This is a genomic window from Pseudomonas sp. GW531-T4, assembly GCF_017349615.1.
GTDB classification, from domain to species: Bacteria; Pseudomonadota; Gammaproteobacteria; order Pseudomonadales; family Pseudomonadaceae; genus Aquipseudomonas; species Aquipseudomonas chlororaphis_I.
Window position 1 is genome coordinate 98,317 of record NZ_JACMZT010000006.1, and the last position, 20,800, is coordinate 119,116.

23 protein-coding genes and 1 tRNA gene are annotated in these 20,800 nt (G+C 62.7%); 12 read left to right on the plus strand and 12 right to left on the minus strand.

Annotation, left to right across the window (positions count from 1 at the left end):
- Positions 1-38: 38 nt before the first annotated feature.
- Positions 39-614 carry a hypothetical protein gene (locus tag J4D28_RS06750; protein WP_016701863.1) on the plus strand — a complete coding sequence of 192 codons (576 nt, stop codon included), beginning with the start codon at positions 39-41 and terminating at the stop codon, positions 612-614.
- A 208-nt stretch (positions 615-822) separates the two neighbouring features.
- Complete coding sequence (locus tag J4D28_RS06755) at positions 823-1,257, plus strand: GNAT family N-acetyltransferase (RefSeq protein ID WP_009049738.1); 435 nt, start codon at positions 823-825, stop codon at positions 1,255-1,257.
- A 62-nt stretch (positions 1,258-1,319) separates the two neighbouring features.
- Here J4D28_RS06755 and J4D28_RS06760 read toward each other — a convergent pair.
- A tRNA-Ser gene (locus J4D28_RS06760) sits at positions 1,320-1,407 on the minus strand.
- A gap of 123 nt (positions 1,408-1,530) precedes the next feature.
- Between J4D28_RS06760 and J4D28_RS06765 the strand changes: the two genes are divergently transcribed.
- Complete coding sequence (locus J4D28_RS06765; RefSeq protein WP_007929309.1) at positions 1,531-2,202, plus strand: Bax inhibitor-1/YccA family protein; 672 nt, start codon at positions 1,531-1,533, stop codon at positions 2,200-2,202.
- A 124-nt stretch (positions 2,203-2,326) separates the two neighbouring features.
- On the opposite strand, the gene J4D28_RS06770 is transcribed toward J4D28_RS06765, so the two are convergent.
- A complete protein-coding gene (locus J4D28_RS06770; RefSeq protein WP_009049737.1) occupies positions 2,327-2,656 on the minus strand; it encodes a YceK/YidQ family lipoprotein in 330 nt (109 codons plus the stop codon).
- An 83-nt stretch (positions 2,657-2,739) separates the two neighbouring features.
- A complete protein-coding gene (locus J4D28_RS06775; protein WP_009049736.1) occupies positions 2,740-3,177 on the minus strand; it encodes an Lrp/AsnC family transcriptional regulator in 438 nt (145 codons plus the stop codon).
- Between the two features lie 132 nt (positions 3,178-3,309).
- Between J4D28_RS06775 and J4D28_RS06780 the strand changes: the two genes are divergently transcribed.
- Together J4D28_RS06780 and J4D28_RS06785 are read left to right on the plus strand one after the other, a co-directional pair.
- Positions 3,310-4,206, plus strand: a complete 897-nt coding sequence (locus J4D28_RS06780; protein ID WP_009049735.1) for a DMT family transporter — start codon at positions 3,310-3,312, stop codon at positions 4,204-4,206.
- Positions 4,207-4,290: 84 nt separating this feature from the next.
- A complete protein-coding gene (locus tag J4D28_RS06785) occupies positions 4,291-5,244 on the plus strand; it encodes a Dyp-type peroxidase (protein WP_009049734.1) in 954 nt (317 codons plus the stop codon).
- 127 nt (positions 5,245-5,371) lie between these two features.
- Here the strand turns inward: J4D28_RS06785 and J4D28_RS06790 are convergent, their stop codons facing one another.
- From J4D28_RS06790 to J4D28_RS06810, 5 genes are all read right to left on the minus strand, one after another.
- Positions 5,372-5,533 carry a DUF2474 domain-containing protein gene (locus J4D28_RS06790; protein ID WP_009049733.1) on the minus strand — a complete coding sequence of 54 codons (162 nt, stop codon included), beginning with the start codon at positions 5,531-5,533 and terminating at the stop codon, positions 5,372-5,374.
- Entirely contained in the window at positions 5,520-5,675 is a 156-nt protein-coding gene (locus tag J4D28_RS06795; protein ID WP_009049732.1) for a hypothetical protein, read from the minus strand. The genes J4D28_RS06790 and J4D28_RS06795 overlap by 14 nt, the downstream gene beginning before the upstream one ends.
- Complete coding sequence (gene cydB / locus J4D28_RS06800; RefSeq protein WP_009049731.1) at positions 5,662-6,678, minus strand: cytochrome d ubiquinol oxidase subunit II; 1,017 nt, start codon at positions 6,676-6,678, stop codon at positions 5,662-5,664. Before cydB ends, J4D28_RS06795 begins: the two co-directional genes overlap by 14 nt.
- 15 nt (positions 6,679-6,693) lie before the next feature.
- The gene (locus J4D28_RS06805; protein ID WP_009049730.1) at positions 6,694-8,115 is read right to left on the minus strand and encodes a cytochrome ubiquinol oxidase subunit I; all 1,422 of its coding nucleotides are present in this window, start codon (positions 8,113-8,115) and stop codon (positions 6,694-6,696) included.
- A 128-nt stretch (positions 8,116-8,243) separates the two neighbouring features.
- Complete coding sequence (locus J4D28_RS06810) at positions 8,244-10,568, minus strand: FdhF/YdeP family oxidoreductase (protein ID WP_009049729.1); 2,325 nt, start codon at positions 10,566-10,568, stop codon at positions 8,244-8,246.
- Positions 10,569-11,012: 444 nt separating this feature from the next.
- Between J4D28_RS06810 and moaA the strand changes: the two genes are divergently transcribed.
- The 5 genes from moaA to moaE all read left to right on the plus strand — a co-directional run bounded on the left by moaA (position 11,013) and on the right by moaE (position 14,219).
- Positions 11,013-12,011, plus strand: a complete 999-nt coding sequence (moaA, locus tag J4D28_RS06815; protein WP_009049728.1) for a GTP 3',8-cyclase MoaA — start codon at positions 11,013-11,015, stop codon at positions 12,009-12,011.
- A gap of 38 nt (positions 12,012-12,049) precedes the next feature.
- Entirely contained in the window at positions 12,050-12,949 is a 900-nt protein-coding gene (locus J4D28_RS06820; protein ID WP_009049727.1) for a bestrophin family protein, read from the plus strand.
- 77 nt (positions 12,950-13,026) lie between these two features.
- On the plus strand, positions 13,027-13,521 hold the full coding sequence (gene moaC / locus J4D28_RS06825) for a cyclic pyranopterin monophosphate synthase MoaC (protein WP_009049726.1): 495 nt from the start codon (positions 13,027-13,029) through the stop codon (positions 13,519-13,521).
- Positions 13,518-13,769, plus strand: a complete 252-nt coding sequence (locus J4D28_RS06830) for a MoaD/ThiS family protein (protein ID WP_009049725.1) — start codon at positions 13,518-13,520, stop codon at positions 13,767-13,769. Before moaC ends, J4D28_RS06830 begins: the two co-directional genes overlap by 4 nt.
- A gap of 3 nt (positions 13,770-13,772) precedes the next feature.
- Positions 13,773-14,219: a molybdopterin synthase catalytic subunit MoaE gene (gene moaE, locus J4D28_RS06835; protein ID WP_009049724.1), complete on the plus strand. Its 447-nt coding sequence runs from the start codon at positions 13,773-13,775 to the stop codon at positions 14,217-14,219.
- Positions 14,220-14,249: 30 nt separating this feature from the next.
- Here moaE and J4D28_RS06840 read toward each other — a convergent pair whose 3' ends face one another.
- Positions 14,250-15,152, minus strand: coding sequence for a LysR family transcriptional regulator (locus J4D28_RS06840; RefSeq protein ID WP_009049723.1), 903 nt, complete (start codon positions 15,150-15,152; stop codon positions 14,250-14,252).
- A gap of 159 nt (positions 15,153-15,311) precedes the next feature.
- Entirely contained in the window at positions 15,312-15,902 is a 591-nt protein-coding gene (gene mobA / locus J4D28_RS06845) for a molybdenum cofactor guanylyltransferase MobA (RefSeq protein WP_009049722.1), read from the minus strand.
- A 251-nt stretch (positions 15,903-16,153) separates the two neighbouring features.
- Here mobA and moaB point away from each other — a divergent pair, with 251 nt between their 5' ends.
- Positions 16,154-16,693, plus strand: a complete 540-nt coding sequence (gene moaB, locus J4D28_RS06850) for a molybdenum cofactor biosynthesis protein B (RefSeq protein WP_009049721.1) — start codon at positions 16,154-16,156, stop codon at positions 16,691-16,693.
- Complete coding sequence (gene glp, locus J4D28_RS06855) at positions 16,690-17,895, plus strand: gephyrin-like molybdotransferase Glp (RefSeq protein ID WP_009049720.1); 1,206 nt, start codon at positions 16,690-16,692, stop codon at positions 17,893-17,895. The genes moaB and glp overlap by 4 nt, the downstream gene beginning before the upstream one ends.
- A gap of 31 nt (positions 17,896-17,926) precedes the next feature.
- Here the strand turns inward: glp and J4D28_RS06860 are convergent, their stop codons facing one another.
- Entirely contained in the window at positions 17,927-18,967 is a 1,041-nt protein-coding gene (locus J4D28_RS06860; RefSeq protein WP_009049719.1) for an FUSC family protein, read from the minus strand.
- 61 nt (positions 18,968-19,028) lie between these two features.
- Positions 19,029-20,654 (minus strand): NADP-dependent glyceraldehyde-3-phosphate dehydrogenase, encoded by a 1,626-nt coding sequence (locus tag J4D28_RS06865; protein WP_009049718.1) that lies wholly within the window; start codon positions 20,652-20,654, stop codon positions 19,029-19,031.
- Positions 20,655-20,800: the final 146 nt, after the last annotated feature.

Genomic DNA, 20,800 nt, shown 5'->3' on the forward strand with positions numbered 1-20,800 from the left:
AGGGAGTGCATTGCCCACATAAGAATAAGGTCAAGGTAATGCTCAAAATGCTACTCGTGTATGGTCATCTGATTGCCACCTGTATTGCTCTGGGGAGGGTGTTACAGGCTGATCAAAAGCTCTGGAGCTGGCGCAAGGATGTGCTGGGCCAGGTGCAGCGTGAGTACCTCGACGAGACTCAAAAGATCGTCATGCTCGCGCTATTGGCTCTTTGGGGAAGTGGCTTGTTGCTGGTGCTCCAAGGCTACCTCTATGAGGGCAGTGCGTATCTGCTCAATCAAAAACTCTGGGCCAAGGCCAGTGTCGTCGCGCTGCTTAGCCTCAACGGCGCTTTGTTGCATCGGATCGGTTTCCCGCTGCTGCAGAAGGCTCCTTTTGCCTCGTTACCCAACTCCGCCCGTACTCGCCTTGCTCTCTTGGGCGCGCTCTCCATGAGTGGCTGGTTATTTGCCGCCTTCCTGGGGGTGGCTCGAGCGTGGAATAACGCACTGCCTTACTTGCATGTGATGGGGGTCTTTGCCGTGTTCGCGTTGTTTGCCTGTGTCGTGGCGCTGATAGTCGCCAATACCGCGGGCGCTATGGATGATGAGTGGTCGCGCACTGGCAGCAAGTGAGGTTTGGATCTGTCATGCATTGTGCTGCGAGTGCCGTATAGCGTGCTGTAGAGGCACTGGACCTTCGGCGTACCCAGTGTAACCAGCGTCAATTAGCCCGTTCATGGTCGAATTTGCGCTTTGCATCAGAACTATCGCTGAGCGTAATAGCATCTGGGGCATCGGAGCTGAAGTAAACTCCGGCGAATTTGACCGAAGGGACGCGATCATGAATTGGCAAATCAGACAGGCCGTCTTGAGCGATATCGAATGGTTGGTGCGTGTGGATCCTATAGCGGCAAAAGACCACGGCCGTCGAGCACAAATAGAAAGGGTAGTAGGCTCGGGCGAATGCTGGGTTGCTTGTGAGCCGAACGATCCCCGTGTCCCGATCGGTTACGGCTGCTTGGACAAAAGCTTTTTCGGGGAGTGGTTCATCCCGCTTGTAGTCGTTTCAAACGCTCATAGACGTTCTGGTGCAGGTAGGCAAATCATTGCTCACTTGGAGCATTGCTCCTCTGCCAGAAAGATCTTCACTTCGACCAACACGTCCAATACACCCATGCGGCAATTGTTGGTACAGAGTGGATATCAATACAGCGGGACTGTGGAGAATCTTGACCCTGGTGATCCAGAGCTGATTTTTGTGAAATTTTTGAATTAACTCCGCACCAAACCCCAGAAACGAAAAAGCCCCGAATAATCGGGGCTTTAGCGTGACGAATATGGCGGAGGCGATGGGATTCGAACTCATGGACCTGTTACAGTCGACGGTTTTCAAGACCGTTGCCTTAAACCACTCGGCCACACCTCCGTTTTTGTTGCGGGCGCCATAATACCTGAATGAAACACACTGTCAAACTCTGTGCATGGCTTGTTGCAGAGCGTCTGTTATGATCTTTGCCACTGAACGTTTCAAACCAACAGGAGTGTCGCCATGCGCGAACAGGATTACGCAGTTAATAACAGCGTGCAGGCCGAGCAGCTAGAAGTTAGCCGCGTCCTGCGCAACACCTACGGCCTACTCGCTCTCACTCTCGCCTTCAGTGGCGTGATGGCTTACGTGGCCCAGCAGATGCGGGTCGGTTATCCGAACATCTTCGTGGTGCTGATCGGTTTCTACGGTCTGTTCTTCCTCACCAACAAACTCCGTGATTCGGCCTGGGGCCTGGTGTCGGCGTTTGCCCTGACCGGTTTCATGGGCTTCCTGCTCGGCCCGATCCTCAACCGTTACCTGGGCATGCAGGGCGGCGCGGAAGTGGTCAGCTCGGCCTTTGCGATGACCGCGCTGGTGTTCGGTGGCCTGTCGGCCTACGTGCTGATCTCCCGCAAGGACATGAGCTTCCTCGGTGGTTTCATCACCGCCGGTTTCTTCGTCCTGCTGGGCGCGACGCTGGCCAGCCTGTTCTTCCAGATCAGCGGCCTGCAACTGGCGATCAGCGCGGGCTTCGTGCTGTTCTCCTCGGTGTGCATCCTGTACCAGACCAGCGCCATCATCCATGGCGGCGAGCGGAACTACATCATGGCGACCATCAGCCTGTATGTATCGATCTACAACCTGTTCGTCAGCCTGTTGCAGCTGTTCGGCATCATGGGCCGCGACGACTGATCGCCAGCCTTGAAACAAAAAAAGCCCGCTTCGGCGGGCTTTTTATTGTCTGCGATCTGGTCGCCCGGCCAGGGTCAAGCCGGGTCGTGGCAGCGCACGCAGAGTTTATTGCCGTCCAGGAGCGCTACTCGGTAATGATCAGGCTGCCGTCGGTTTGTTGTTGATAGATGGTGTAGGGCAGCAGCAAGGTGTCGAGCACGCCTGAAACGGCCATGTCGAGCAGCATGCCTTGGGTCGAGGCAGGGCCGGTGGGAGTTCTTCCGTTTTCTGGCACAGGGGCGTGCATGCTGCAGAAGTCATAAGTCACGCCACTGTAGATGCGCGGGACTCCACCGCAGTACGATTTTCGCTCCTTGAGTTTCTGGCTGGCCACCGCATCCTCCCTGAAGACGGTATCGATGGTTCCACAGCCCGAGAGCATCAATACCGCCAGCAACAGAAAACAGGTTTTCACGGTGCGAGTCCTTCGTCGATGAGGCCCTGAGTCTAGTCAGTTTTTAGGCGCCAGGGGACAAGCGCCGTGCGTGAGCTCATGCATTACGCCATCGGCGGCAATCGCCGTTTCACCGGGCTTTTCTTGACGATCGCGGTGTTGGTTTCCGCGCAGCTGTTGAGGTGGTCGAGCAGGTTGTCCAGTTGCTCCATGTCGCGCACATGCAGGCGGGCGATAAAGCAGTCTTCGCCAGTGACCTTGTCACACTCGGTGAACTCGGGGATGGCCAGGATCTGCCGTTCGACTTCCTGGAGTTTCCCCGGCAGCGGCCGGATGCGCACGATGGCCTGCAACTGATAGCCGAAGAACCTGGGGTCGACTTCGACGGTATAGGCCTTGAGCACGCCGCGCTCTTCCAGGCGTCGCAGGCGTTCGGCGACGCTGGGCGAGGACAGCCCGCTGATCTGTGCCAGCGCCTTGAGCGAACGGCGTGAGTCTTCCATCAGGGCGCTGATCAGCGCCTGGTCAATTTCGTCGATCATGTCAGCCTCATTAGGTAAAACCTAAGAAATACCTTGATAAAAAAGGTGTAAGCCGAGTTTAGCCTGCCGTTGAGTCTTGAGCGGGGCAGGAGCCGATTGTCATACTTTTGGCTCTTGTTGAGGAGAGTGATCATGGACAAATTGTTACGCCGCGGCTCACTGGAAATGACCGCTGCCATGTTGATTTCCGGGACCATCGGCTGGTTCGTGCTGGTGTCCGGGCAGCCGGTGCTGGACGTGGTGTTCTGGCGCTGCGTGTTCGGCGCCGCGACCCTGCTGCTGATCTGCGCCGGCTTCGGTTTTCTGCGCCCCGGCATCCTGACGCGCACCACCTTTCTCCTCGCCGTGCTCAGTGGTGTCGCCATCGTCGGCAACTGGGTGCTGCTGTTCGCCTCCTATTCCCGGGCCTCGATCGCCATCGGCACCGCGGTCTACAACGTCCAGCCGTTCATGCTGGTGGGGCTGGCGGCATTGTTTCTCGGCGAGAAAATCACCGCGCAGAAACTGTTCTGGCTGAGCATTTCCTTTGCCGGGATGCTGGCGATCGTCAGTGCCCATGGCGAGCAGGGCGCGGGGGGCAATGATTATCTGCTGGGGATCGCCCTGGCGCTGGGGGCGGCCCTGCTGTACGCCTTCGCCGCGTTGCTGATCAAGCGCCTGACCGGCACGCCGCCGCACCTGATCGCGCTGATCCAGGTCTGCACCGGGGTGTTGCTGCTGGCGCCCTGGGCCAATCTTTCCGCGCTGCCCACGGCGCCGGGTGCCTGGGCCAGCCTGCTGACCCTGGGCATCGTGCACACCGGGGTGATGTACGTGCTGTTGTACGGCGCGATCCAGAAACTGCCGACCGCACTGACCGGCGCGCTGTCGTTCATCTACCCGATTGCGGCGATCTTCGTCGACTGGTTTGCCTTCGGCCATCGCCTGGAGCTGCTGCAATGGATCGGCGTGATCGCCATCCTGCTGGCGGCGGCCGGCATGCAGCAGGGCTGGAGCCTGGGCTTGCGTCGTCGGGTGGCGGCGCAGTAAGCGCCGCGGTCCACTCAGGCACTGTGACTGGGCGATTGTTTGCTACTCTGCGGTCCTTCTATCCCGTTCCGCCGAGTACAGAACATGCCTATATCCGACGCCAGTCCTGAACCGCAATCTGTCTGCAACCCGATTACCAGCAGCGCGATCTTTATCGTCGCCACCCTGGCCCCTGGCAGTGACGCCGCCGCCAAGGTACGGGGCTGGTGCGAGGATGTGGCGGGCCTCACCCGTTCGGTTGGCAAGCGGGTGCCCGCGGGTAACCTGTCGTGTGTCTGCGGTTTTGCTTCGGCGGCTTGGGACCGGCTGTTTGGCGGCCCGCGCCCGGCATCCCTGCACGCCTTTCGCGAGTTCGGCCCGCAAGAGCGCCGGGCCGTGGCGACCCCGGGCGACATCCTGCTGCACATTCGCGCGGACCAGATGGACCTGTGCTTCGAGCTGGCGACGCAACTGATCGCGGCGCTGGGCGATGCGATCACAGTGGTCGATGAGGTGCAGGGTTTCCGCTATTTCGACATGCGCAGCATCATCGGTTTTGTCGATGGCACGGAAAACCCGGTCGGGCGCAAGGCCATCGAGTTCACCCTGGTCGGCGATGAAGATCCGGCCTTCAGCGGCGGCAGTTATGTGCTGGTGCAGAAGTACCTGCATAACATGAACGCCTGGAACGAGCTGTCGGTCGAGGAACAGGAACGGGTGATCGGGCGCAAGAAGCTGTCCGACATCGAACTCGACGATGCCGTCAAGCCGAGCTCTTCCCACAGTGCCTTGACCACCATCACCAAGGACGGCGAAGAGGTGAAGATCCTGCGCGACAACATGCCGTTCGGCCGGCCCGGGGCGGGGGAGTTCGGCACCTATTTCATCGGCTACGCGCGTTCGCCGGAGCCCATCGAGCAAATGCTCGAGAACATGTTTGTCGGACGGCCGGCGGGCAACTATGACCGTCTGCTGGATTTCAGCACGGCGGTGACCGGCGGCCTGTTCTTTGTGCCTTCGGCCGATCTGCTGGAAGCGTTGGCCGAACGCCAACCCTGATCCGGATGCAAAGAGCCCGCGAGGTGAGGGCCTCGCGGGCTCGTTGTATCTGGCTGATTGGAACCACAAACCGGGAAAGGCGTCGACGCTCCAAAAAGCGCCGGGCCTTTACTGGCGCAGCGCGCAATCAGTGACTGCTCATCCCGGCCAGCTGCATCATCAGCCGCAACAGACCGGCCACCGCACCCAGGGCCAGCACACTGCCAAACCAGATGCCCACCAGCCACGCCAGTCGCCGGTACCAGGGGGCGGCCGGACCTTCAGTGCTCGATACCTCAGAGCCTTCCATAAGCCAACTCCATCATCAGTGCGGTGGCGGCGGCCAGCATCAGCAGCCCACCGAGGAACAGCAGGCTCAATTGCGCCACCTGCTGGTAGAAAGGCCTCGACCTGGCAGGGGCTCGAAGGGTTTCGCTGTCAATGGTAACCATCGCCGATCCTCACTTTGCCGCGGAACACGTAGTAGCTCCAGCAGGTGTACATCAGGATGATCGGCAGGATGAACAGGGTGCCGATCAGGATGAACAGCTGGCTGGACGGGGGCGATGCCGCCTGCCACAGGCTGATGGAAGGCGGCACGATATTCGGCCAGATGCTGAAGGCCAGGCCGATATAGCCGAGGAACACCAGCGCCAGGGTGAACACGAACGGCCAGTGCGAGTGATGCTGGCGCAAGGTGCGCAGCAGCCCGAACAGCGCCAGCAACCCGAGGACCACCAGGGCGCCGAAGACCACGATATGCGCGTGGGTGAACCAGCGGCTGGCGATTTCCGGGTGCAGCAAGGGCGTCCACACGCAGAGCACCGCGACCACTGCCATCAGCACGAATGCCAGCGGCCGGCTGTAGTGGCGCATCCGCGATTCCAGCATGCCTTCGGTCTTGACCAGCAGCCAGGTGCTGCCCAGCAATGCATAGGCGACGATCAGGCCCAGGCCGCAGAACAGCGGGAACGGTGCCAGCCAGTCGAGGTTGCCGCCGGCGAACTGGCGATCGACTACCGGGATCCCGGCGATGTAACTGCCAATCACGATGCCCTGGCAGAAGGTCGCCAGCAGCGAGCCGCCAATGAACGCCATGTCCCAGATATGGCGTTTTTCCGGGCTGGCCTTGAAGCGGAACTCAAAGGCCACGCCGCGGAAGATCAAGCCGGCCAGCATGAAAATCAGCGGCAGGTACAAGGCCTCGAGAATCACCGAATAGGCCAGCGGGAAGGCCCCGTACAGCGCCGCGCCGCCGAGGATCAGCCAGGTCTCGTTACCGTCCCAGACCGGTGCCACGGTGTTCATCATCACATCGCGCTCCTGCGCGTCCGGGATCAGCGGGAAGAGGATCCCCAGTCCCAGGTCGAAGCCATCCATGATGACGTACATCATCACCCCGAAGGCGATGATCACGCCCCAGATCAACGACAGATCTATACCTTGAATGCCCATGGGCAAGCTCCTTGTTCAGTTGGCAGGGTTGCCGGACGCGAAGGTCTCGGGGACTGCGGACAGCGGCCGGCGCGGCGTGCGGTCCTGGCCGGGGCCGCCTTGTGGCGGATGATCGTGATGGGGCTGCGGGCCCTTGCGGACCAGCTTCATCATGTAGGCGATGCCCACGGTGAACACCGAGAAGTAGATCAACACGAACAGCGCCAGCGAGATGCTCAGTTGGCTGACCGAGTGGTTCGACGCCGCGTCGGCGGTGCGCTGCAAGCCGTACACCACCCACGGCTGGCGGCCGACCTCGGTGGTGATCCAGCCGGCGAGCATGGCGATCAGCCCGGTCGGGCCCATGAACAGCACCAGGCGCAGGAACAGCCGGTTGCGGTACAGCGCACCGTTGCGGCGCAGGGCCAGGCCGAGCAGGCCGGTGAGGATCATCAACATGCCCAGCCCGGCCATGATCCGGAAGCTGAAGAAGATGATGGTCGCGTTCGGCCGGTCCTCTTTCGGAAAGCTCTTGAGCGCCGGGATCTGCTTGTCCAGGCTGTGGGTCAGGATCAGGCTGCCCAGGTAAGGCACCTCGATCGCATAACCGGTCTTCTCGGCGTCCATGTCGGGGATGCCGAACAGCACCAGCGGCGTCGGTTGGTTGCCGATGTTTTCCCAGTGGCCTTCGATGGCGGCGATTTTCGCCGGCTGATGTTCCAGGGTGTTCAGGCCGTGGGCATCCCCGACCACCGCCTGGATCGGCGCGACGATCAAGGCCATCCACATTGCCATCGACAGCATCTTGCGCACCTGCGGCGTGTCGTTCTTGCGCAGCAGGTGCCAGGCCGCGGACGAGCCGACAAAAAACGCCGTGGCGACGAACGCGGCGATCGCCATGTGCGCCAGGCGGAACGGGAACGACGGGTTGAACACGATGGCCAGCCAGTCCATCGGTACGATCCGCCCATCGACGATGGAGAAGCCCTGTGGCGTCTGCATCCAGCTGTTGGAGGCGAGGATCCAGAAGGTCGAGATCAGCGTGCCGATCGCCACCATGACCGTGGAGAAGAAGTGCAGCCCACGGCCGACCCGGTTCCAGCCGAACAGCATCACCCCGAGGAAACCGGCCTCGAGGAAAAACGCGGTCAGCACTTCATAGGTCAGCAGGGGCCCGGTAATGCTCCCGGCGAAGTCCGAGAAACGGCTCCAGTTGGTGCCGAACTCGTAGGCCATGACCAGCCCGGAGACCACCCCCATGCCGAAGTTGACGGCAAAGATTTTCGACCAGAAGTGATACAGGTCCTTGTAGACCGGATTATTGCTTTTCAGCCACAGGCCTTCGAGCACGGCCAGGAAGCTGGCCAGCCCGATGGTGATGGCGGGAAAGATGATGTGGAACGAGACCGTGAACGCGAATTGAATTCGCGCCAGGTCAAGCGCTTCCAGGTTTGGCATGACGATACCCTCAGAGTGGCTCGAGACCTGTGCACGGCACGGCCGACCGCGGTGCACCTTGCGGCTCGCGGTCGACGGCAATGCAGGTTTCGAAAGGGCCGGGGCGACGCGCGCCGCCCCGGGCAGGTTCAATCGACGGAGGACTGGATCAGGTTGCTGGCCGGCGCCGGTTCAAGGCGGATCGCAATGAACTTCGAGGTCGGGGTGAAGGTGCGGTCGCCGTAGCTTTCCAGTGGCACCAGAGGGTTGGTTTCCGGGTAGTAGGCCGCGGCCTGGCCGGGTGGAATGTCATAGGCGATCAGGGTGAAGCCGCTCACCCGTCGCTCGCGACCGTCGCCCCACAGCGAGATCATGTCGACCTTCTGCCCAGGCTCGTAGCCCAGCTGGCGAATGTCCTGCTCGTTGACGAACACCACGTCGCGCATGCCGTAGACCCCGCGATAACGATCGTCCAGGCCATACAGGGTGGTGTTGTACTGATCGTGGGAGCGCATGGTCTGCAGGATCAGCTCCGGCTTCACTCCCAGGTCGCGCACGCCCTTGCTCACCAGGTGTTCCGGCAGCACGCCGGGGGTGAACTGGGCCTTGCCGGTGGCGGTTTTCCAGATGCGCTGGGCGGCGTCGTTACCCAGGTGGAAACCACCGGGGTGCAGCAGCTTCTGGTTGAAGTCCTTGAAGCCGGGAATGGTGTCGGCGATCAGGTTGCGGATCCGGCTGTAATCCTCGATCACCCACAGCCAGTCGATCGGGTGGCTGCCGAGGGTGGCGTTGGCGATCCCGGCGATGATCGCCGGTTCCGAACGCATCAGCGGTGACTTGGGTTTCAGCTGGCCGTGGGAAATGTGCACCATGCTGAAGGTGTCTTCCACGGTGACGCCTTGTGGGCCCTGGGCTTGCAGGTCGATATCGGTACGCCCCAGGCACGGCAGGATCAGCGCCTCGCGGCCGGTGACCAGGTGGCTGCGGTTGAGCTTGGTGGCGATGTGCACGGTCAGCTCGCAGTTGCGCAGGGCGGCGTGGGTGCGCGGGCTGTCGGGGGTGGCCTGGGCGAAGTTGCCGCCCAGGCCGATGAACACCTTGGCACGACCTTCTTCCATGGCGGCGATCGCCATCACCGTGTTGTGCCCGTGCTTGCGCGGCGCCTTGAAGGCAAAACGCGCCTCCAGGGCATCGAGCAACTCGGCGGGGGCCAGTTCATTGATGCCCATGGTGCGGTCGCCCTGCACGTTACTGTGGCCGCGCACCGGCGACAGCCCGGCGCCCGGCCGGCCGATATTGCCGCGCAGCAATTGCACGTTGACCACTTCCTGCACGGTCAGCACCGAGTGGGTGTGCTGGGTCACGCCCATGGCCCAGCACATGATCACCCGCTTGGCCTTGCGGTACATGCGCGCGGCCAGCTCGATATCCTCCAGGGACAGCCCGGACTGTTCGAGGATGTGCTCCCAGCTGGTGGCGTCGACCTCGGCCAGGTAGGCGTCCAGGCCCGAGGTGTGCTCGGCGATGAAGGCGCGGTCGAACACCGCCTCGCCATTGTTCGCCAGCGCTTCGCGTTCCCATTGCCAGAGGAACTTGGCGATGCCACGCATGGCCGCCATGTCGCCGCCCAGGGCCGGGCGGAAGTAGGCGGAGGAGGTGGGTTCCGAGCCGTTGGTGAGCATCTCCAGCGGATGCTGTGGGTGCTGGAAGCGTTCCAGGCCACGCTCTTTCAGCGGGTTGAAACAGATCACCTGGGCGCCACGCTTCACTGCCTCGCGCAGCGGTTCGAGCATCCGCGGGTGGTTGGTGCCAGGGTTCTGGCCGATGACGAAAATGGCGTCGGCTTCCTCCAGGTCATCGAAGGTCACCGTGCCTTTGCCCACGCCAACGCTGTCGTCCATGCCCAGGCCGCTGGCCTCGTGGCACATGTTCGAGCAGTCGGGGAAGTTGTTGGTGCCATAGGCGCGCACGAACAGCTGGTAGAGGTAGGCGGCCTCGTTGCTGGCCCGGCCCGAGGTGTAGAACTCGGCCTGGTCGGGCGACTCCAGCGCGTTCAGGTGCTTGGCGATCAGGGCGAAGGCGTCGTCCCAGCTGGTTTCGACATAACGATCCAGGCTGGCGTCGTAACGCATCGGGTGGGTCAGGCGGCCCTGGTATTCGAGCCAGTAGTCGCTTTGCGCCGCCAGCGCCGACACTGTGTATTTATTGAAGAAAGCCGGGTTGACCAGGCGCCCGGTGGCTTCCCAGTTGACCGCCTTGGCGCCGTTCTCGCAGAACTTGACCATGCCGTTTTCCGGCGATTCGCCCCAGGCGCAACCCGGGCAGTCGAAACCGCCGTTCTGGTTGGTCTTGAGCATGGTGCGAATATTCTTGAAAGCGTTTTCGCTGCCCAACCAGTTTTTGGTCACGGCAATCAGCGCGCCCCAACCGGCGGCTGCTCCCTTGTAGGGTTTGTAGCGTTCAACTTCGCTCATGGTTCTTCTCCAGGACATCGCACGTAGGCTGTGCCTAATGCCAAGTCATTGTTCATGACTGTTTTGTTGTGCGGTTAAATGCGCTTTTATTTGCAGCCAGTTACAAGGCATGCGCATTTATTCACTTCACGGGTGCCGCTCAAGTACTACGGGAACAAGCCTATGTTGGTCGTGAAGTGCCTGTCTAATCGCTATTAATGACCAGGTGATCGAGATCCTCTATCAGATAAAAAATAGAAATAAATCAATGGATTATTTGTTTAAGGTGGCGTGCTTCTGGATGCTTTTCTGCTTGATAGATCCTATTGATCAACCGGTTGTTAATAGCGATTAGACGGCGCTTTTAATTGAACTTAGTCTTGCCGCAACAAGGCCCCTCTATAACGGCGGCCTTCCAATAACAGCCTTCTGGTCAATGCGCCTGAAGTGTTGATGGAGGCGGTAATGTCAGATCGAATCCTGCAGGATGGTTTTTCCCGGCGAGTCGACTATCTGCGGATGTCGGTGACCGATCGCTGCGACTTTCGCTGTGTGTATTGCATGGCCGAAGACATGCAGTTCCTGCCACGGCAACGCATCCTGACCCTGGAGGAGCTCTATCAGCTGGCGCACAGCTTCGTCGCCCTGGGCACCCGGAAAATCCGCCTGACCGGGGGCGAACCCCTGATCCGCCAGGGCGTCGTCGAGCTGTGCCGGCGCATCGCCGCGCTGCCGGGGCTGCGCGAGCTGTGCATGACCACCAATGGCTCGCAGCTGGGCAAACTGGCGGCACCCCTGTTCGATGCCGGGCTCAAGCGTCTGAACATCAGCATCGACAGCCTCGATGCCAGGCGCTTTCGCGAGCTGACCCGTACCGGCGACCTGGCCCAGGTCATCGCCGGCATCGATGCGGCGAGCGCCGCCGGTTTCCAGCACACCAAACTCAACTGCGTGGTGATGAAAGGGCGCAACGATCACGAGATCAACGACCTGGTGGGGTTCGCCATCGACCGTGGGCTGGACATCTCCTTTATCGAAGAGATGCCCCTGGGGGTGATCAGCGAACACAGCCGCGCCGATGCGTTCTTTTCCAGCGCCCAGGTGCGCGAGCGCATCGCCGAGCGCTACACCCTGATCGACTCCACCGAATCGACCCAGGGGCCGTCGCGTTACTGGCGCCTGGCCGAGGCGCCGGAGATTCGCCTGGGGTTCATCTCGCCCCACAGCCACAACTTCTGCGCCACCTGCAACCGGGTGCGGCTGACCGTCGAGGGCCGGCTCCTGCTGTGCCTGGGCAACGAGCATTCGGTCGACCTGAAGCAGGTGCTGCGCAGCCATCCGGGCGAGCCGGAGCGCCTGGAGCGGGCGATCGTCGAGGCGATGAAAATCAAGCCGTACCGCCACAACTTCGAACTCAATGACGAGGTGCAAGTGGTGCGGTTCATGAACATGACCGGCGGCTAGCCCGCGCGGTTTTCCTTCTGCAAAAAGGCTGTCTTGCGATGATCGTCAGATCCAAACCCAACCTGATCAATGTGCTGATCTCCCTCAAGGGCTCGATCGCCAAGCGCATCGCCCTGCGCAGCCTGCTGGTGACCCTGCTGGCCTCGGCCATCGTGTTTATCGAGACCCTGTACCCGGCCTATTTCTCCAGGGTCAACGCCACGCCGTTCACCCTGTTGGGCCTGTCGCTGTCGATCTTCATGAGCTTTCGCAACAACGCCTGCTACGACCGCTGGTATGAAGCGCGCAAGGCCCTGGGCACGCTGGTGACGGAGGTGCGTTCGATGATCCGCGAAACCCAGGCGATCAAGGATTCGCGACAACGCGGCAAGATCCTGCGCGACCTCTGCGGCTTCGCCCATGCCCTCAACGCCAGGCTGCGCCAGGAAGACGAGTCGAGCGCGGCGGGCACCTGGCTGAGCCGGTTGCCGCCGGCCCAGGCGCCCAACGTGCCGGACAGCATCCTGCGCCACGTCGGCCAACAGTGTTCGACCCTGGCCGAATCCGGGGCGATCAGCGAATGGCGCTACACGCTGCTGGCCAATCACCTGAGCAGCCTGACCAACGCCCAGACCATCTGCGAGCGGATCAAGGGCACGCCATTGCCTTTTCCCTACACGCTGTTGCTGCACCGCACCAGCTACATCTTCTGCATCCTGCTGCCCTTTGCCATGGCCGAGCCCCTGGGCTGGTTGACGCCGATCTTCACGGCCATCGTCAGTTATACGTTCTTCGGCCTGGATGCCATTGGCGACGAGCTGGAGGACCCCTTCGGCCGAGACGAGAACGACCTGCCGACCAACGCCCTGGTGCGCACCATCGAGCGTGAGGTGCTGGATGCCCTGGGGGCGACCCAGCTGCCGCCGGTGTTGCAGCCGGTGGACTTCGTGCTGAGCTGATCGGCGCCCATGTGTTCGCCTGGCTTCCCCGGGCGACATCAAGTACTCAACCCAGCCAGCCGGCTGCGAGGATAACCATGAATCACGATTCCACCACCCTGACTCACCTGGACGCCGAAGGCCGGGCCAACATGGTCGATGTCAGCGACAAGCAGCCCACCGACCGCGAAGCCCAGGCCCAGGCCTGGGTGCGCATGCGGCCCGCCACCTTGCAGATGATCCAGCAGAACGGCCACCCCAAGGGCGACGTGTTCGCGGTCGCGCGCATCGCGGGCATCATGGCGGCGAAGAAAACCCATGAACTCATCCCGCTCTGCCACCCGCTGATGCTCAGCTCGATTCACCTCGAACTGAAGGCCGTCGAGCCCGACAGCGTCAGGATCGTCGCCACCTGCCGGCTGAACGGCCGCACCGGGGTCGAGCTGGAAGCCCTCACCGCGGCCAGTGTGGCCGCGCTGACTATCTACGACATGTGCAAGGCGGTCGACCGCGGCATGGTCATCGACAGCATCCAGCTGCTGAAGAAACAGGGCGGACGATCAGGCGCCTTTGACGCGGGAGTCACCGCATGATTCTGATCAACTACTTTGCCCGTTATCGCGAGCAGCTCGGCATCGGCGGCGAGAAGATCGCGCTGGATGATTCGTTGCGCAGCGTCGGCGATGTGAGGACATTGCTGATGGCCAGGGGCGAGACCTGGCAGGCGGTGCTCGGCGAAAACAGCCTGATGTGCGCGCTGAACCAGGACCTGTGCAACCTCGACGCGCCCATCGAGGACTTCGACGAGATCGCGTTTTTCCCACAAGTCACAGGGGGCTGAACCATGACCGTGCACGTCCAGGCCGAGGTCCTCGACCTCGATCGACTGCACCGCGAGGTGCACGGCGGCGACCCGAGCATTGGCGCGGTGGTGACCTTCGTCGGTTATGTGCGCGACCTGAACCTGGGGGATCAGGTCGGCAGCCTGTTCCTCGAACATTACCCGGGCATGACCGAGCGCGCGTTGCAGCGCATCGTCGATGAGGCCAATCAGCGCTGGCCGCTGCAACGGGTCAGGGTCGTGCATCGGGTGGGACTGTTGCAGGTGGCTGAGCCGATCGTGTTTGTCGGCGTCGCCAGCGCCCATCGGCAGGCGGCCTTCGCGGCCTGCGCCTTCCTGATGGACTACCTGAAAACCCGCGCGCCGTTCTGGAAGCGCGAACAGACTTTGTCCGGCGAGCGTTGGGTGGAGGGCAGGGAGAGCGACCAACTGGCCGCCAGTCGCTGGTAGGGCAGGGATACGCCCTGCGGCGCAGCAGCTTTAGTCGGCCGTTGGCTCCGGTGCGGCAAACAGTTTCCTGGCTTCGGCAAAGCACTTTTCGGCGATGGCCGAGCGCGGTTCGGTCTTGCGCATCACCAGGCCCAGGGGCGCCAGCACGCTGGCATCCGGCAGGTTGATGAACGCCAGGTTCTCGATCGGATTTTCCAGGCCGCTGGACAGCGGCATGATCGAGCAGCAGAAGCCTTCGTGAATCGCCTGGAACAGCTGATAGGTGGAATCGCTTTCGAGGATCGGCTGCGGGTCGAGGCCGCGGCTGCGGAAACTCAGGTCGATGGATTTGCGGTAGTGCATGCCATTGCTGATCATCCCCAGGGGCAACTCGGCGGCTTCTTCCCAGCTCATTTCGCTGCCTTCGAAATGGAAGTGGCGGGTGTCGTACAGCAGGCCGACGCGGGTTTCGCCGATCTCGAAAAACTCGAAATAGTTCGGGTTCACGTGGTCCAGATAACACACCCCCAGGTCCAGCTGGTTGTTGCCCAGACCCTCGATGATCTGGTCCGAACTCATGGACGACAGGGCGAACTTGAGTTCCGGGAAACTCTTGGAAAGCCCCTGGACGTAGCCGATCGGGTTGAAGCTGCTCAACGGCACCAGGCCCAGGCGCAGGCTGCCGACCAGTTGGCCACGGCACGCGGCGGCCTCGGCGAACAGCCCGTCATGGGCGGCGAGCAGGGTCCGCGCCCAGGCCAGCACCCGTTCGCCGGCCTCGGTGAAACCTTCGAAACGCTGGCCGCGCTTGACCAGCACCAGGTCCAGCTCGTCCTCCAGATTGCGCAAGCGCATGGACAGGGTCGGCTGGGTAATGTGGCAGCGCGCCGCGGCCTGGCCGAAGTGTCGGGTCTGGTCCAGGGCGATAAGGAACTTGAGTTGTTTGATGTCCACGGTGGCACCTGCTGAGAAAGGGATTTGATGTCAGGGGTAAGGTTGCTGTCCAGGATGCACGAAGTGTCCGGACATCCCGATCCGACCTTTGGAGGAAAAGACTGTGCACCCGTTCGGTGGCACGCGGAGCTGTTAAAAAAGCGCTGTTAAAAACCGCCGTTAAAAAAGTAGCTCAGGGGTATTGAAGTTGCTCAGGCGCGGGTCGTCCTCGGCGCAGACCAAGGCTTGCGGCCGGTGCTTCGACAAGGCGCGTTGCAGGCTGCGTTCGCCGGCGTCCCAGTCTTGCTGCAGGCTCGCCAGCAAGGCCTTGGGGATCAGGCTGAACATGGGTTGCCAGTGGCCGGCCTGCTGCACCATCAGCACCGAGTCCGCGGCGGGGCGCGCCGCCAGCATGGCGCTGATCAGCGCGGCATCGATTTTCGGCGCGTCGCAGGCGAACACCAGCAGCCACGGATGACGCGCCACCGCCAGGCCGGCGAGCACGCCCGCCAGCGGACCCGGGAAGTCCTTCTGCGAGTCCTCCACCAGTTGGTCGGCATAGGCCCGGTACTGCTCGGCGTTGCGGTTGCAGGAGATGATCAGGTCGTCGCTGAAGGACCGGACCGCCGCCTGTACATGGGCGATCAGCGGCTTGCCCTGCCAGGGCAGCAAACCCTTGTCCCGTCCGCCCATGCGCGCGCCACGGCCGCCGGCCAGCAGCAGTACCGAGCAGGGGATGGACAAAGGGGAAGCAGGACAGGTCGGGGTCATGGTTCAAGGCACGCTGGTTGGGTATCGGGACGATCTCATTGTCGCCGCCGCGAGTCCAATCGGAAGTATCGAATGTCCGATCAAAAGGCTCTATCGACCGCGGATTTCACCCGCGCCGAACCGCGTTTTCCAGGGAAAAAAGCCTTGATAGATGGGCTCGATAACGTGGTCGGCCAGAGTGATTAGACACTGACGGTTTCAGCGCTTTAGCCTCTGGCAATGGTTTTTATGACTGCCTGCCGGAGAAAGACATGAGCGTGAAATCGGATGCATTGTTTGTCCCCCTGAATATTGCCGTGCTGACCGTCAGCGACACCCGCGAATACGCCACCGATACCTCCGGGCAATTGCTCGTCAGCCGCCTGCTGGAAGCTGGCCATACCCTGAGCGAGCGCAACCTGCTCAAGGACGACCTGTACAAGATCCGCGCCCAGGTCGCGCTGTGGATCGCCGATGAGAATATCCAGGTGGTGCTGATTACCGGCGGCACCGGCTTCACCGGACGCGACAGCACGCCCGAGGCGGTGGGCTGCCTGCTGGACAAGCGGATCGACGGTTTCGGTGAACTGTTCCGGGCGATCTCCATCCTCGATATCGGCACCTCCACCGTGCAGAGCCGGGCCCTGGCCGGGCTGTCCAACGGCACCCTGGTGTGCTGCCTGCCGGGCTCCACGGGCGCCTGCCGGACCGCCTGGGAAGGCATCCTCGCCGAGCAGTTGGACGCCCGCCACCGGCCGTGCAATTTCGTGCCGCACCTCAAGCAGGTGCAAGCCTGCGGGACCCGCGGATGAGCCCCTCACCGCTGATGCCAGTGGAGGAGGCCATCGCCCGCTTGCTGGCCATGGCCGAGGCGCAGCGCGTGCAGGACAGCGAGCCGGTGGCGCTGGGCGAGGCGCGGCAACGGGTGCTGGCCAGCGACCTGGTGGCGACCCTGGACCTGCCGCCCTGGCCGAACAGCGCCATGGACGGTTATGCCTTGAACCTCGAGGGCTGGGACGGGCAGCCGCTGGCGGTGTCGCAACGCATCTTTGCCGGCCAGGCCCCCGAGCCGTTGCTGCCGGGCACCTGCGCGCGAATCTTCACCGGCGCGCCGCTGCCCGAGGGCGCCAACAGCATCGAGATGCAGGAGAACGTCGAGCAGCTCGACGACGGTCGCATCCGCTTCAAGCAGCCGCTGAAGGCCGGCCAGAATATCCGCGCCCAAGGCCAGGAGAATCGCGCCGGGCAAGTGCTGCTGCGTGCCGGCAAACGCCTGGGGCCTTTCGAACTGGCCATCGCCGCGGCCCAGGGTTGTACCCATTTGCCGCTGGTGCGGCGACCACGGGTGGCATTGCTGTCCACCGGCGACGAGCTGGCCGAGCCGGGTACGCCCTTGCGCCCCGGCTGCATCTACAACAGCAATCGCACCCTGCTCAGCCACTGGTTGAGTGCCCTGGGCTGCGAGGTGATCGATGCCGGGATTCTCCCCGACCAGCCACAGCAGACCCGGCTGCGCCTGGAGCAGCTGCAGTGCGCGGCGGACCTGATCCTGACCACCGGCGGCGTGTCCGCCGGCGACGCCGATTGCCTCGGCCAGGTGCTGCGCGAGTGCGCCACCCCGGTGTTCTGGAAACTCGCGATAAAACCCGGCAAGCCGCTGACCGTCGGACGCTTCGGCAGGGTGCCGGTGATCGGCCTGCCCGGCAACCCGACCTCGGCCCTGGTGACCTTTGGCCTGCTGGCCCGGCCTTACCTGTTGCGCATCCAGGGTGTCGAGGAGGTGATGCCATTGAGCTTCCCGGTCAGCGTCGGTTTCGACTGGCCGAAAGCGGGCAGCCGCCGCGAGTACCTGCGGGCCAGGCTGGAGGAGGGGCGCGCCGTGCTTTATCCAAACCAGAGTTCCGGCGTGTTGCTGGGTGCTTCCTGGGCCGATGGGCTGGTGGAGATTCTCGAGGGCAGCACCTTGCGGGTCGGTGAGCCGGCGCGGTTCATTCCGTTCAGCGAATTGTTCTAGCGGCGCTACTTGGGCGGCAGGCGCAGGGCCCTCAGATCTTCCAGTGCTCCGCGCTTTTCGCCAGGCGCTGGCGCATCTCGTTGAGGTTGGCCACCAGTTGCCGGGTCAGCAGGCGATAGCCGTCCAGCGCGCTGTAGACCGAGGTGTCGAGGGTCGAGGAGGGCGGGCCATCCAGGGGCCGCCCCAGGCGTCTGGTGGCGCCGGATTGCAGGGCGCGGGCCATGCCCACCAGCTGTATGCGCACCTGCCGGTGCTCGTGTTTCAACACCTGTTGCAGCTGCTCGCGAGCCTGTGGGTCGCTGAGGTTCGGCCGGGTATTGCCAAGGATTTCCAGGGTGCTGAAGCACATGCGCAGGTTGCGCTGGATGGCGTCCAGTTCGGTCATGGAGATCCGCACTTCCTTGGACACCGAGGGCATCAGCGAGCGCAGTTGCAGCAAGGTGCTGTTGAGGCGCCCGAGCAACTTCAGGTGTTCATCGTCGGTCACTGACTGGCTGCCGATGATGCGTCCGTAAAGGGTGGCGCAGTCGCGCAAGGCGCTGGCCAGGTTGTAGCGCCAGGAATACACCGCATACAGCGGAATGGCGAAGGAGAAGGCCAGGGCCAGGGCGATGCCGATCAGGATGTCCACCGTGCGCCACAGGCCATCGCTGACGTGGTTGTCGCCATGGCCGGCGACGATGAACACGGTGATCGCCGCCAGCAGCGCGGTGTAACCGCCCTTGCCGATGGCGTGATAGGAGAAATACCCGCACACCACCGACATCCCCAGGTAGGTCAGCCAGGACATGCCCAGGTAAGCCTGCTGCACCACCAGCACCAGGCCGACGCCCGCGCCGATCAGGGTGCCGATGGCCCGTTCCGCGGCCTTCTTGCCGATATTGCCGTGGTGCTGCAAGCCGCCGATCACCACCAGCATGGTCACCGACGCCCATTCGCCGTGGGGCAGGTTGAGGCCGGTGGTCAGCGCGATGGTGGCCAGCAACCCCAGGGCCACGCGCACCGCATGGATCAGCTTGGCGTAGCGGTAGCGCCGATACGGGTCCAGTACCGGGAGCAGGAATCGACGCAACAGCGGTGGCAGGCGAAAGGATCGCCAAGGGGTTGGCAGGCCCAGGGGAAATTCTCCGTTTCTAGAAAATGTAATCGGTGGTCAGGAAGCCCGACTCGCGGTTACGGATGATGTCGCTGATCAGCTCCTTGTTGCTCTCCTGGAACTTGGTGGCCACCAGGGTGCGGATCGAGAAGGTGCGCAACGCGTCATGCACAGACAGCGTGCCTTCGGCGGAGTTCTTGCGCCCGTTGAACGGGTAGGTGTCCGGGCCGCGCTGGCATTGGGCGTTGAGGTTGATCCGCCCGACCTGGTTGGCGAAGGCGTCCACCAGCCGCCCGACTTGTGCCGGTTGGGTGCCGAAGATACTCAGCTGCTGGCCGAAGTCCGATTCCAGGACGTAGTCGATCACCGTTTCCAGGTCGCGATACGGCACGATCGGCACCACCGGGCCGAACTGCTCTTCCTGGTACACGCGCATCTGGCTGTTCACCGGGTACAGCACCGCCGGGTAGAAGAACGAGGCCCGCGCTTCGCCACCGCCGGGGTTGACCACCTTGGCGCCCTTGTCGATGGCGTCGGCCACCAGGGCGTGCAGGTAATCGACCTTGCCCGACTCCGGCAGCGGCGTCAGCGCCACCCCCGGTTCCCACGGCATGCCGGGCTTGAGGCTGAGCAGCTTGGCGTTGAATTTCTCGATGAAGGCATCGACCACGGTTTCATGGACGAAGAGGATCTTCAGCGCAGTGCAGCGCTGGCCGTTGAACGACAGCGAGCCGGTGATCGCCTCGTTGACCGCGTTATCCAGGTCCACCTCCGGCAGCACGATGCCAGGGTTTTTCGCGTCCAGGCCCAGGGCGGCGCGCAGGCGGTGCGGCTTGGGGTGCAGTTTCTTCAGGTCGCTGGCGGCCTTGTTGGTGCCGATAAAGGCGAAGATATCGATCTTGCCGCTGGCCATCAGCGCGCTGACGGTTTCCCGGCCGCTGCCATAGATCACGTTGATCACCCCGGCCGGGAAGCTGTCGCGGAAAGCTTCCAGCAGCGGGCGGATCAGCAGCACGCCGAACTTGGCCGGCTTGAACACCACGGTGTTGCCCATGATCAGCGCCGGGATCAGGGTGGTGAAGGTCTCGTTCAGCGGGTAGTTGTACGGGCCCATGCACAGGGCCACGCCCAGCGGCACGCGGCGGATCTGGCCGAGGGTGTCCTGTTCCAGCTCGAAGCGGCTGGAGCGGCGGTCGAGTTCCTTGAGGGCGTTGATGGTGTCGACGATGTAGTCGCAGGTGCGGTCGAACTCTTTTTCCGAGTCCTTGAGGTTCTTGCCGATTTCCCACATCAGCAGCTTGACCACCGCCGAGCGCTGTTCGCGCATGCGCCCGAGGAAGGCTTCGACGTGCTGGATGCGTTCGGCCACGCGCATCGTCGGCCAGGCGCCCTGGCCACGGTCGTAGGCGCGCACGGCGGCGTCGAGGGCGGTCAGCGCGGTGTCGGCGTCGAGCAGCGGGGTGCTGCCGAGAATCACTTGCTCGTCGCCATTGGCGGTGTCCAGGTACACCGGGCTGCGCACCAGGGCCAGGGGGCCGTTCCAGGTCTGCAACTGACCGTCGACCAGGTACTCGCGTTGCTCGACCTGGCCGTCCAGGCGGTACTGCTCGGGGATGTCGGCGGCGACGGGAAACAGCGTGTTCAACAGATGGGCTGTGGTCATGACTCTATTCCGTAATGGCAATGGGCAATGCACCGGCGGGCTGGATAGCGCGCCGGCGCTGACGGGCGAGACGGGTCTTCAAGGTTTGTTTCTACGGGTATACGCCTTGATGTCTCGGGTCTTTAGCAAAAAGCTGGGCCAAAATG